The organism is Lewinellaceae bacterium (genome assembly GCA_020636105.1).
GTDB lineage: Bacteria > Bacteroidota > Bacteroidia > Chitinophagales > Saprospiraceae > BCD1.
The window spans coordinates 1,534,863-1,547,470 of record JACJYL010000001.1 but is presented as its reverse complement, the minus strand read 5'-3'; the positions used below and the strand labels follow the sequence as shown (position 1 = coordinate 1,547,470).

At 44.7% G+C, this 12,608-nt stretch carries 10 protein-coding genes; 3 read left to right on the top strand and 7 right to left on the bottom strand.

Annotated elements, in window-relative coordinates:
* Positions 1-53: 53 nt before the first annotated feature.
* On the top strand, positions 54-749 hold the full coding sequence (locus H6571_05735; GenBank protein MCB9323225.1) for an ABC transporter ATP-binding protein: 696 nt from the start codon (positions 54-56) through the stop codon (positions 747-749).
* Positions 750-873: 124 nt separating this feature from the next.
* Positions 874-1,431 carry a cob(I)yrinic acid a,c-diamide adenosyltransferase gene (locus H6571_05730; protein ID MCB9323224.1) on the top strand — a complete coding sequence of 186 codons (558 nt, stop codon included), beginning with the start codon at positions 874-876 and terminating at the stop codon, positions 1,429-1,431.
* A 46-nt stretch (positions 1,432-1,477) separates the two neighbouring features.
* Here the strand turns inward: H6571_05730 and H6571_05725 are convergent, their stop codons facing one another.
* The 6 genes from H6571_05725 to H6571_05700 form a co-directional block, all read right to left on the bottom strand.
* A complete protein-coding gene (locus tag H6571_05725) occupies positions 1,478-2,413 on the bottom strand; it encodes a phosphoribosylaminoimidazolesuccinocarboxamide synthase (protein MCB9323223.1) in 936 nt (311 codons plus the stop codon).
* 47 nt (positions 2,414-2,460) lie between these two features.
* A complete protein-coding gene (locus H6571_05720; protein ID MCB9323222.1) occupies positions 2,461-3,546 on the bottom strand; it encodes an aminotransferase class V-fold PLP-dependent enzyme in 1,086 nt (361 codons plus the stop codon).
* 198 nt (positions 3,547-3,744) lie between these two features.
* Positions 3,745-6,480: a formate dehydrogenase subunit alpha gene (gene fdhF / locus H6571_05715; protein ID MCB9323221.1), complete on the bottom strand. Its 2,736-nt coding sequence runs from the start codon at positions 6,478-6,480 to the stop codon at positions 3,745-3,747.
* A 197-nt stretch (positions 6,481-6,677) separates the two neighbouring features.
* Positions 6,678-7,058 (bottom strand): GxxExxY protein, encoded by a 381-nt coding sequence (locus H6571_05710; protein MCB9323220.1) that lies wholly within the window; start codon positions 7,056-7,058, stop codon positions 6,678-6,680.
* Positions 7,059-7,191: 133 nt separating this feature from the next.
* Positions 7,192-8,823 (bottom strand): NAD(P)H-dependent oxidoreductase subunit E, encoded by a 1,632-nt coding sequence (locus tag H6571_05705; GenBank protein ID MCB9323219.1) that lies wholly within the window; start codon positions 8,821-8,823, stop codon positions 7,192-7,194.
* 76 nt (positions 8,824-8,899) lie between these two features.
* The gene (locus H6571_05700) at positions 8,900-9,853 is read right to left on the bottom strand and encodes a hypothetical protein (GenBank protein ID MCB9323218.1); all 954 of its coding nucleotides are present in this window, start codon (positions 9,851-9,853) and stop codon (positions 8,900-8,902) included.
* 243 nt (positions 9,854-10,096) lie between these two features.
* Here H6571_05700 and H6571_05695 point away from each other — a divergent pair, with 243 nt between their 5' ends.
* Positions 10,097-10,984, top strand: coding sequence for a 3-hydroxybutyryl-CoA dehydrogenase (locus H6571_05695; GenBank protein ID MCB9323217.1), 888 nt, complete (start codon positions 10,097-10,099; stop codon positions 10,982-10,984).
* A gap of 406 nt (positions 10,985-11,390) precedes the next feature.
* Here the strand turns inward: H6571_05695 and H6571_05690 are convergent, their stop codons facing one another.
* Positions 11,391-12,467 (bottom strand): DUF2891 domain-containing protein, encoded by a 1,077-nt coding sequence (locus tag H6571_05690; GenBank protein MCB9323216.1) that lies wholly within the window; start codon positions 12,465-12,467, stop codon positions 11,391-11,393.
* Positions 12,468-12,608: the final 141 nt, after the last annotated feature.

Genomic DNA, 12,608 nt, shown 5'->3' with positions numbered 1-12,608 from the left:
GCGCTCAACTTGAAAAAAATTATCTATTAAAAACAAATATTATAATGAAGCCAATTATTTCCGTAGAACATTTGAGAAAGATGTATATCATGGGAAAAACCCAGGTGAATGCCTTGCAGGATATTACCCTGGATGTTTTCAAAAATGAGTACGTCGCACTAATGGGACCTTCAGGATCAGGGAAGTCAACGTTGATGAATTTGATCGGCTGCCTCGATACTCCCACCAGCGGTACCTATTGGCTGAACGATATAGAAGTGAGTACCATGACCGACGATGAGTTGGCTCATGTTAGAAACAAGGAGATTGGTTTTGTTTTCCAGACCTTTAACCTGTTGCCCCGATTGACTGCTCTTGAAAATGTTGCTTTACCTCTTGTTTATGCCGGTGTTCCCCGCAAACAACGTTTGGCCAAGGCGCAGGAAGTACTGGATTCTGTTGGATTGGGTGACCGGGTGACTCATAAACCCAACGAACTTTCCGGCGGTCAGCGCCAAAGGGTGGCTATTGCCAGAGCTTTGGTCAATAACCCGTCTATCATCCTCGCGGATGAGCCTACCGGCAACCTGGATACCAAAACTTCCATTGAGATCATGGAAATTTTTGATAAAATTCATGCAGCCGGAAATACGGTTATTTTGGTAACACACGAACCGGATATTGCCGAAAAAGCCAGGAGAGTCGTATGGTTGAGGGACGGCCTGATAGAGTCTGACACGACCAAGGAAAGAGCTGCGGCAAGAGGATAAAACGCTAAAAAAAACATTTCAGCATAATTGCGGGTTACGAGTTCCGGGTTTTTATTTTGCCCTGTAATTCGTAACCCGCAACTTTTTCAGGTCAAATAGGTTTACCAATAAAAAATAATTCGTTTTGAAAATATATACTAAAACCGGGGATACCGGAGAAACTTCCTTGTTTGGTGGAAAAAGATTGTCCAAGCATCATTTGCGCATTGAGTCTTATGGCACAGTTGATGAATTGAATGCTTATATTGGCCTGGTCAGGGATAACCTGGAAGATCCGGAGATTCGGGAATTACTCAAGAAAATACAGGATACCTTATTTACCATCGGGGGCATTCTGGCAAGCGCCCCGGGTAAAAAACCTGATTATCTCGTGTTGGCGGAGTCGGATATTACCTTGCTGGAGCAGGCCATTGATGAAATGGAAGCTACCCTTCAGCCCCTGAAAAACTTTATCCTGCCGGGAGGACATACCGTGGTTTCTTTTTGCCACCTGGCCAGGTGTGTATGCCGCAGGGCGGAGCGCAGAACAGTAGGGCTGGCATCAGAAGAACCGGTAGAAGAGATCGTCATACGGTACCTCAATCGCCTCTCGGATTACCTGTTTGTTTTGGCACGAAAAATCGGACAAAACCTCGGGGTGAGTGAGGTAGAGTGGAAGAGTGACAGGAAGAATAAAGGTTAAAGGTTAAAGACAAAAGGTTAAAGGCTAAAGATTATAGTTGGTTCACCTACTTTTTCAGCCAGGCGGTTACATTTTCATGAATCCTTTTTTCCGCATCTTCACTTTCGTCCTTGTGGAAGGTTTTGCCTGTCACCTTTTCGTAAAGTTCCACATAACGATCGGTGATTTCATTGACAAATGAATCTGGCATGACAGGCATGAGTTGTCCTTCCAGCCCCTGAAATCCATGGGCCATGAGCCATTCCCTGACGAACTCTTTGGACAGTTGCTTCTGGCGTTCTCCTGCTTTTTGCCTTGTTTCATAACCCTCCTTATAGAAATATCGGGAACTGTCCGGAGTATGAATTTCGTCAATGAGGTAGATTTTTCCGTCTTTTTTACCGAATTCGTATTTGGTGTCTACAAGGATAAGCCCCTGGGCAGCAGCCATTTCCGTTCCTCTTTGGAACAGGGCTCTCGTATATTTTTCCAGTAAAGCATAATCTTCCTCGCTCAAAATATTTTGGGCAATGATATTTTCCCTGGAAATATCCTCATCATGACCTTCTTCGGCTTTGGTGGCCGGGGTGATGATCGGGGTAGGGAAGGGGTCATTTTCTTTCAATCCTTCCGGCATGGACACTCCGCAGATTTCTCTTTTGCCAGCTTTGTACTCTCTCCAGGCATGTCCGACAAGGTAGGCGCGGATGACCATCTCGATCCTGAAGGGCTCGCAGGCTATTCCAACAGCTACATTAGGGTCAGGGGTGGCTAACAGCCAATTGGGACAAATATCTCTCGTGGCATTGAGAAAGTGGGTGGCCAACTGGTTGAGCACCTGGCCTTTGTAAGGAATAGGTTTAGGCAGCACATGGTCAAAGGCCGAAATCCGGTCGGAAGCTACCATGATCAGATTGTCATTGATGGTGTAAACATCTCTTACTTTTCCTCTGTAAAAATGGGTTTGTCCCGGAAAATTGAAGTTTGTTTCAGCGATGGCCATGCTTGTAGAATGATGAATGGTGATTGAAGAATTTTGAAGCCGCAAAATTACCTCAATTTTTCAAAACAGCCGACTAATGCGTCCAAATCTTTTTGGGTATTATAAACATGCGGCGCTACCCTTATCGCTCGGCCGCGAAAGGAAACATAAATTCGGTTGGCCGCAAATATTTCCTGTAGTTTTTCAAGGTCATAACGTTCATCAGGATATAACCCGAACAAATGATGAGCACGAACGGAAACATCTTCTACGCCAACTCCCAGATCGCGAAGTTTTTCAAGAGGTTCCTCCGTCAGCTTTTGGCAATAATCCTGGATGTTGGGAATGCCCCAGTCGAGCAGCTGTTCAAAAGCACCCAGTTGCATGGCGGTAAGGATGAAATTACTCTGCTCCCCAACAGAATACCGGGCAGCAAAAGGTTTGTATTGATCCTGGTAATTGACGAGATTTTTGAAGTTTTCACTTTCGTAACGGTTGATCCAGTTTTCTTCCACAGGTACCCCGTCATCAAAGCGTGGTCCGTACCAGGCGACTCCGCTGCTGTAGGGACCCAAAAGCCATTTGTAACCGGCACAAATGATGGCATCCGCCTGAATTTTTTGTTGATCAAACGGCAATGCACCGATGGATTGAGTTCCATCTATTATGAGGAAAGCTCCCACTTCCCTGCATCGTTTGCCAATATTTTCCAGTTCAAATAAGGTGCCATCTGCCCAATGGGTATGGCTTATGGCCACTACTTTGGTTTGTTCATCAATGGCTTCGAGGATCGCCTCGTTCCAACCTTTTGTTTTTTGTTGAGCAGTGGGGGGCATAATCGTATTTATGACTCCCCCGGTTTCATCGGCAAGTCGCTTCCATGGGTAATAATTGCTCGGAAATTGCTCGTATGGAATGACGATTTTTTCGCCTTTTTGTAAATCAATATTCCTGGTAACATTGGCCATGCCATAAGAAACTGAAGGAATGATGGCCACTCTTTCCGGTTCAGAAGAATGAATTAGCCCGGCAAAGGCAGCTTTCGTTTTTAAAACGGTAGAAAAAAAATCAGCCGGAGTTATTTCATAGGGCCTAGATTTTAAGGCAACCATTTCATGCCCGATGGCTTCCACACTTTTGAGTAGGGGAGACATGTATGCTGCATTGAGGTAGTGCACGTCTTCGGATAAATCAAAGAGGTGGGCCTGGCAATCTAATTTATTCATCCAATAATGATTTCAGGGTATCTTGTTCAGAAACATTTGTTGAAAACAGTTTCAGTAGCTCAATTTGTATAGGATTTAACTTCCCTGCTAAATTTTCAGACATTATTCCATTTTTTGGTTTAAAGCCTATTGTATTAGTTCTCCTGCTTTCCTAAATGCCGTATTTTTGGCCTTTCTGATATCCACGGCAACAACCTTATATTCCGGGCATTTGGCCTGGGAGTCATGAACATCCGAAGTCAGGTTATTCACCATTATTTCCGGGAAGTGAAAAGTGGTACTCAGTACACCGGGTTTCACTCCATCGGTCACAAAGGCTTTTACGTCGACCTTGCCTCGTGGTGATTGCACACAGACCATTTCGCCGTCTTGAATGCCTTTTGCCGCCGCGTCATCCGGATGTATCCATAGGACATCTTCGGTGCTGATTTCTACATTATTGGTACGGCGTGTCATAGCGCCGCAGTTGTAATGCTCCAGGTTCCGGTTGGTGGTCAGTATAAACGGATACTCTTTTTGATTGTCAAGAAGTTCACTGGACTCTTCAAACGGGAAGAAGTCGAGTTTTCCGAGCCCTCGTTTAAAGGTATCCAGGTGCAGGATTTTGGTATCCATACCGTCTTCAGCTACCGGCCACTGCAGGCCATTTTTGCCAAGTCTTGACCACGTTATCCCTTTAAAGAACGGTACGATTTGTGAGATCTCTTCCAGCATCCCGTCGGGCGTATAATCGGCTTGTTTGTAGCCCATTCGATTCATAACATCAATGATGATCTGTCCGTCAACTTTTGCATTGCCGACGGGTTTTACGACTGCATTGACCCTTTGTACGCGGCGTTCCCCATTGGTGAAAGTTCCGCTTTTTTCGAGAAATGAAGCCCCTGGCAGGATGACGTCAGCATATTTGGCCGTTTCGGTCATGAATAACTCCTGGACAATAACGAGATCCGTATTTTCCAATGCCCGGATGACCTTTTGAGTATTAGGATCCGTTTGTACGACATCTTCTCCGATGATCCAGATGGCTTTCAGTTTCCCGGCAAGGGCAGCCTCGAACATTTCAGGAATCTTGTAGCCGATTTTATCCGGAACATTGACGCCATAGAATTTGGTATATGCCTGGTTGACTTCGGGTTTGGTAATATCCATATAACCGGCTCCCTGGTGCGGCTGTACGCCCATATCCGCGGATCCCTGGACGTTGTTTTGGCCCCTGAGAGGATTGACGCCTACTCCGCGGCGGCCTATGTTTCCGGTGAGCATCGCCAGGTCGGCGATCTGCTGTACGGTATAAGTGCCCTGGCTGTGTTCTGTGACCCCTAATCCATGGAATGACATGGCATTTTCAGCTGTAGCATAGGCAATGGCAGCGGCTCTGACCAACTCGCGGTCAACGCCTGAGATGGCTTCCATTTTATCGATATCCAGGTTGAGAATGTCTTTTTTGAAATCTTCCAGCCCTTCCGTTCTGTTCTCCAAAAACGACTGGTCCTGCAGGTTTTCTTTCAGGATGTAATGCATCATCATATTGAGGACGGCTACGTTGGTCCCGGGACGAAGAGCAAGATGGAAGTCGGCATATTTGGCCAATTCTGTTTTGCGTGGATCGATGACGATGAGGGTAGTGCCTTTCATCGCATGTTGTTTGATCTTGGCTCCTGTGACCGGATGTGCAGCAGTTGGGTTCGCCCCAATGACCATCATACAGTTGGTCCATTTCATGTCCTCCACCGAATTGGTAGCTGCACCGGTACCGAAAGCTCTTTGCATCCCCAAGGCGGTAGGAGAGTGGCAAACACGTGCACAACCGTCAATATTATTGGTTCCCACCACGGCGCGGATGAATTTCTGCATGAGGTAGTTTTCCTCGTTGGTACAACGGGAAGAGGAAATTCCGGCAATGGCATCCGGTCCGTTTTCGGCTATTATTTTATTGAACCGGCTGGTGATGAAGTCATAGGCTTCGTCCCAGGAAACTTTTTCGAAGGTTCCGTTTTTCTTGATCATCGGATCCCTTAACCGTTCCGGGTGATCGTAGAAAGAGAAAGCGTATCTCCCTTTCAGGCAGGTGTGGCCGCTATTCACTTCCGCATCATACGGTGCCCGGATGCTTTTGATGTTTCCGTTGGAAGAAGAAACCTCAAGATTACAGCCCACTCCGCAGTAGGTACAAACGGTCCTGGTCTTTTCGGTGGAAACCACTGATTTTGATTCAAAAATATCCGAAATAGCCGAAGTCGGACAGGCCTGGGCGCAGGCTCCGCAACTTACGCATTCCGATTCTGCAAAGGAAGTATCCATGCCTTTAATAATCCGGCTTTCAAAACCACGTCCGGCCATGCTCAGTACAAATTGTCCCTGAACCTCATCACAGGCCCTTACGCAACGGTAACAGTTGATGCATTTGGACAGGTCGGAAGTCATATAAGCGTGGCTCAGGTCTTTTTTTCGGTCGAGATGGGTTTTTCCGGCAGGATAGCGCACGGAACGTATGCCCACTTTTGCGGCTACATCCTGCAATTCGCAATTGCCGTTGACTTCGCAGGTCAGGCAATCCAGCGGGTGGTCGGTCAACACCAGTTCAACGATGTTTTTTCTCAGTCGTTTTACGGACTCAGTATCTGTATAAATATGAAAATTTTCCTGCACCGGCGTATGGCAGGAAGCTACCGTTTTGGTCTTTCCTCCGGCTTCCAGGGCAACCTCCACACTGCATACCCTACAGGAACCAAAAGGTTCGAGGTTGGGGGCATCACAAAGGGTGGGGACGGGCTTGTCTCCCATGTATCTTTTAAGAAAACTCAGGATGGTTTCGCCCTTGTTAATTTCGTACGGCCGGTTGTTTATATATGCTTTTTTCATGGTGTTGATATATCGAATATTCAAAATTTATGGAACGCGGATTAAGCGGATCAAACGGATCAAAACGGATAAAAAAATCAGTTTAATCAGTTCAAATCAGTGTTCCAACGGATAAAAGAGGAACGCGGATTAAGCGGATCAAAACGGATCAAAAATCAGTTCGTATCAGTTTAATCAGTTCAAATCAGTGTTCCAATCTATTTGTATTGGTTTTCAAAAATTTTTCTTACAAATTGCGGATCTTTACCAAAATTTAATAACAATCCCACTTCTTTGTCTGTGGTTTTCAAGTAGTTAATCAACTGAGCTTCATGTTCTTCACATAATGCTGCTGCTGCCTTTAACTCGAGAATAACTTTATTTTCTACTAAAATGTCAGCGTAATAATTCCCTACCAATTTGTCTTCATAGGAGACATTTATCGCCACCTGATTTCTACAATTCAAATTGGCCTTATTCAATTCAATGATCATGGCATTTTCATAGACTTTTTCAAGGAATCCATATCCTAGTGTTTTGTAAACCTTGTAAAAAGCCTTGATAATTGTTTCGGTGATTTCCAGGTGTAGTAGTTTCATTTGGTTTAAATTTTAAAATAGGAATTAACAGATGATACACTTGTTTGGACAACTAAAACGTATATTGAGCAAAAAAATAATCCGTCACAACCTGTTTAATCAGTTAAAATCCGAGTTCTTGTTTTTTGTACCCCTATTCCAAAAAAACCTTCAACTCCTCTCCAAAATATTGCAACGCATTCTTTATCGGAAGCGGTACCCCTCCGCCCAGGGCACACAATGAACCCTGTTCCAGCGTTTCCAATAAATCATTCAGTAAATGTCGGTCAATTTTGTAATCGGAATTTTGCGCCTTTTCGAACATCTCCTGTCCGCGGACAGAACCCAAACGGCAGGGGAAACATTTGCCGCAACTTTCGGCAGCCGTAAATTCGAAAAGGTGCTCGATATATTTTACCATCGGAAAATCTTCCGGAATACAAACTACAGAAGCGTGACCGAGCAGGAATCCGTTTTGGCTGAAGGATTCAAAATCGATTGTTAAGTCGTTGATTTTAGAAACGGGAACCATTCCTCCAAGAGGCCCTCCGATGTGTAAGGCTTTGACCTTGGATTTAAAGCCTCCTCCCAATTCATTTACCACCGTTTTCAGCGGAGTCCCCATTTCCACTTCGTACATGCCCGGTCTGTTAAAAAAACTGTCCAGGGAAACCAGCTTGGTACCGCTGGATTTTTCCGGCCCAAGTTTTTTATAAGCAGCGCCTCCGTTTTGTAAAATGAAAGGCACGGCCGCCAGCGTTTCCACATTATTGACCACAGTTGGCTGGCGGAACAATCCTTCATGGACAGGGTAGGGAGGACGCACTCTTACCTCCGGACGTTGTCCTTCAATGGAAGATAACAAAGCCGTCTCTTCTCCACAGATATAAGCCCCCTGAGCCTTAATTACTTTGAACCGGAATGAAAATCCGCTGCCGTTGATATTTTCCCCGAGTAAACCTGCGTTGGAAAGCTGCTCAATGGCATTTTGAATGGCCGTTACCGATTCCGGATATTCACCACGGATATAGATTACCCCCCATGATGCGCCGCAAACATATCCCGCCGCCATCATGCCTATAAGCACCAGGTCCGGCTGTTGTTCCAAAAGATAACGATCGGAATAAGCCCCGGGATCACCCTCGTCAGCATTGCAGACAATGAATTTTTGATGGCCCTCAGCTTTTCTGCAGGATTCGAATTTTATGCCCATTGGAAAACCCGCTCCTCCACGGCCCCGAACCCCCGAAGCAATGATCTCTTCAAGAACTGCTGTGGGGTCTTTTTTTAGGAAATCAGAAATAATGCTGTGTAGTGTGTCCGGATCATAACTTTTGGTAAGCACAGGAGTGCCGAGATGTTGTACATGGTAGTGATCTGCTTTTTCCAATTCCTTTTGGCTGAACAAATTGGCTATCTCGGATTCACTCAGGTTCGAATAATTCTTGCCGTTGTATTGGAACGCTCCGTTTTCATGGCAGCGTCCGAGGCAGGTCATGTGGCCGATGGCCTCAGCTGGAATATGTTTTTCGAGTTCAGTATTCAAATTTTCCTGCGTTCCGGCGCACATACAGGCGGTACCATTGCAGACATAAACGGCTTTGCCCTGGTTTTCAGGTTTAAGGAAATCATAAAAGGTGACCGCCCCGAAAGTATTGGCTTTCCCGATCAAAAATTCCTCGGCCAGCTTGCCAAGAGCTTCGCGGGAAGGGCGTTCGCTGATGCGGTCAAAAAGGTTGTTCTCCAGCCCCTGGCGCCCGGAGAGTGAGCTTATATTTTTAGACATACTGAATTTGGTTCTATTGAGGTACCAAGATAAGCAATTTTGATAAATTGAACAGCCAGATATTTTAGTTTTTGAATTATGGTAATTTGAACGTCGAAAAGGAAGTGACAAACCGGGCTCGTTCGGCCGTTTTTAGCGCAACATTCCAATAGCCATCATATTCCACATTTGAAGGCAGGTAGAGATCTTCTTTTTTGGTAAGCCTGATTTTCATTTTTACATCAAAACTAAAAAGTGCCCCGGAATATTGAAGCCAGTAATTTCGGGCAACGACCTGGAAATTTGATTTTTCAAAATAGGTTTCCATGTATTTAATGATTGTATCGTCCATCGAAAAATCGTGCTTCGGAGACGCAATGAAGGCATAGCAATCTGTTCCTTCGTAATTTTTAGACAGTAAAGAATAATTATAAAACGGGCGCATTTTTTCAGAAAAAATGGCTGTCCGGCCGCCGATGATGGGTACATCAGCTTTCATGCCCGGCTGGAAAATCAATTTTTTTAGTTCGAAAATGTGTTTTTCTACCTTACCCTTTGGCGGCTCCATATCAGCAATGCGGGCATTTTTTAACTCGTTAGCCTCACAAACGGTACCGTGGGTGAAAAAAATATGGTCAAATAGTTTTGCAGTATAATAGCGATATTCCCTTTCTTTCCCTTTAAAAAATTTTCCGGATGATTTTTCGGTAATGACTTCCATGCTCCTGCACCGGCCATCCGAAAATTGCTGGGTTGAACTGGTATAGGAGGCTTTTGTCTTTCCTTTTTTATCCAATACCACAATGCTGTTTTCGGCTTCGTAACCCACTCGCCGAAGGTTCTTAAAGGCCCTGTAAAAACTCTCGTCCTCCAGTACGTATTGGATAAATTCTTCCGGGTTGAAGCCTTGCCGTTTGGCAGAAACAACAAATGAATCAAGAAAGACGACGGCGGCGACTCCTTTGTAGGCATTTGTGTCAGGCGTTTGAGCATGGGAGTTCCGGGTAAAACAAAAACTTAAAAGGATCAAAATAACAGGGACGTACCTCATGGTTTGAATTTATTGGATAAACTTAGTTAATTTATCCTTTATTTTGTAAAATAATTTTACTCAGTTAAAAATTTCTTTCTATGTTAAGGGAGTTATTCTTTTCTTTTGTTTTCTTTCCTTCAAAAAGCTTACAGGGTTTTTAAAATATAGCTTTTAAGCGTACTTTTGCGAAAACGATCAGGACTCCTTTTTTCTATATAGAGTACCTTTTTGCTTTAGCCTAACCAGTAAAATTTTAATAATATGAAAAATATATCTGTCATTGGAGCAGGAACAATGGGAAACGGTATTGCGCATGTTTTTGCCATGAAAGGATACAAAGTCCATCTCATTGATATTTCCCCTGATGCCCTCCAAAAGGCTATTAGCACCATTTCCCGGAACCTGGACAGGATGGTCAGTAAGGAAAAAATTTCGGAAGCAGATAAATCCGAAACGCTGGCCAATATCACGACTTTTACAGATATGGTTGAAGGCATCAGCCATGCGGATCTCGTGGTGGAGGCCGCTACCGAAAACGTTGATCTGAAGCTCAAAATATTTGGCCAAATGGATCAATATGCGCCTGACGGAGCCATTCTCGCTTCCAATACCTCCTCTATCTCCATTACTAAAATAGCTGCCGCGACCCACCGCCCGGATAAGGTGATCGGCATGCACTTTATGAATCCGGTGCCTGTCATGAAACTCGTCGAAGTCATCCGCGGATACAGTACCACAGACGAAGTCACCCGGATCATCATGGAGCTTTCACGAAACCTCGGCAAAGTACCGGTAGAAGTCAATGATTACCCGGGATTCGTGGCCAACAGGATATTGATGCCTATGATCAATGAGGCCATTTATACGCTATTTGAAGGCGTTGCAGGAGTGGAAGAGATCGATACGGTAATGAAGTTGGGCATGGCTCATCCGATGGGCCCGCTGCAGCTGGCCGACTTTATCGGGCTGGATGTATGTTTGTCTATTCTCGAAGTCCTTTACCACGGTTTCGGTAATCCGAAATATGCCCCGTGTCCGCTTTTGGTGAACATGGTGATGGCCGGTAAACTGGGCAGTAAATCGGGAGAAGGGTTTTATGCTTATACGCCGGGAAGCAAGGATTTGGTTGTGGCGGATGGGTTTAAATGAGATAATGCTACGATGATATAATGCTACGATGATACAATGCTGCGATGATACAATGCTATAATGCTACGATGAAATAATGATACAATGGTACGATGATACAATGGTACGATGATACAATGGTACGATGATACAATGCTACGATGATACAATGCTACGATGATACAATGCTACGATGATACAATGCTATAATGCTACGATGGACTTCCTAAGGACATTAGGCATCTGGATATTAGAATATTTAAGCGCTCAAAAAATTATACATTTTCCTTGTCAGGATCAGGATTTTTAGGATTTTGGGATTTACAGGATTGGGGCGTTTTTTTGATGAAACTTATCAAACTATCATAGCATCAAACTATCGCAATATCAAACTATCGCAGCATCAAAAAATCAAACCATCAAAAAATCATTCCGTCAGTGCATAAATGGCAAAGGAAGCCAGCCAGTGTCCGCCGGCGTAATCGTCGTCTTTGATATTTTTGAGGGTGAAGTTCATGTGTTCATTGGCTATGGCCTTCAGATGGGCATATTCAGGAATAGCTTCTGCGATGCCGTAAAGACACCAGGCACGGCTCAAATTGACGCCATCCAGGTGGACTAATTTTCCATCCGAACGGTCTGATACCTGTCCCGGCGCAAACATGGCATCTTTTTTCTTTAGCTGTGGCAGGAACCCATCAAACCATGTTTTAAATTCTTCCTGGGACAAAACCCTTCTCATGATATCTGCTTCTTCAAGACAGGGAGATAAAAAGTCAAAACCGGAAGGTTCCCAGCTCAATGGACAATTCGTATCGTTTAGGAAATAGGTGCGGGCACGTTCTTCGATAAGGGCCAGCAACACTCCATTCCCTGTCGTTTTTGCATAATCATAAGCAAAACTCAGTCCGAACCCCGTATTGGGATGCTCCCCCACGCGGATGGGGTAGAGGAGTTTCGGTAAAAAATCGAGATATCGCTCTACGATGAGGTCGGTAAGGGGTTGTAGGTTGGAAGACCACTCTTTGGCTTGAGGATCGTCCCAGGTGTACAATTCTTCGGCCAGCTTAAGCAACCAGGCCCAGCCATAGGTTCTTTCGTAACTTTTTTCATCAGGAAGCTGGAAATAATCCACTTCTCTTTTTATGTTTTCAGCTGTAAGATTGGCGGCAAGTTTCTGCCGGATGGTATCCCTTTTGTCGAGATCAGGGAAAGTTTTTAACAATTTCACCAACATCCAATGACCATGTACGGATGAATGCCAGTCAAAGCAGCCATAAAAGGCAGGGTGAAGTTCGCGCGGTGCGCCCAGGTTTTCATCGGAAGCAAGTACCTGCCCCAGTTTGTTCGGGTATTCCTGTTCCATGCACTTGATGGGCAACTCTGCCAGTTCGTTGGCGAGGTCAAGGGTTAATTGTAATCTTTTCACAGGTGGGTTTGATTTTTCCTGTCCACAGGAGAGGATTAGGAGGGTTGCGATAAAAAAGATGATGGACTTTTTCATAGTCTGGTTATGGTTTACATAATAATGATGGCGGCAATGGGGCTAAGGAACACTTTGAAATTAGATTGACCTATTTTGGGGATGACTCCTCTTTAGGGACGGGGTGGAGTGGTGGCAAATAGGTCAATTTATTTTTATTAA

Bases quoted from the DNA above. Each gene is read 5' to 3' on its own strand.
- H6571_05700 (MCB9323218.1), bottom strand. From the start codon at position 9,853: ATGAGGTACGTCCCTGTTATTTTGATCCTTTTAAGTTTTTGTTTTACC.
- H6571_05695 (MCB9323217.1), top strand. From the start codon at position 10,097: ATGAAAAATATATCTGTCATTGGAGCAGGAACAATGGGAAACGGTATT.
- H6571_05725 (MCB9323223.1), bottom strand. From the start codon at position 2,413: ATGGCCATCGCTGAAACAAACTTCAATTTTCCGGGACAAACCCATTTT.
- H6571_05710 (MCB9323220.1), bottom strand. From the start codon at position 7,058: ATGAAACTACTACACCTGGAAATCACCGAAACAATTATCAAGGCTTTT.
- H6571_05720 (MCB9323222.1), bottom strand. From the start codon at position 3,546: ATGTCTCCCCTACTCAAAAGTGTGGAAGCCATCGGGCATGAAATGGTT.
- H6571_05690 (MCB9323216.1), bottom strand. From the start codon at position 12,467: ATGAAAAAGTCCATCATCTTTTTTATCGCAACCCTCCTAATCCTCTCC.
- fdhF (MCB9323221.1), bottom strand. From the start codon at position 6,480: ATGAAAAAAGCATATATAAACAACCGGCCGTACGAAATTAACAAGGGC.
- H6571_05705 (MCB9323219.1), bottom strand. From the start codon at position 8,823: ATGTCTAAAAATATAAGCTCACTCTCCGGGCGCCAGGGGCTGGAGAAC.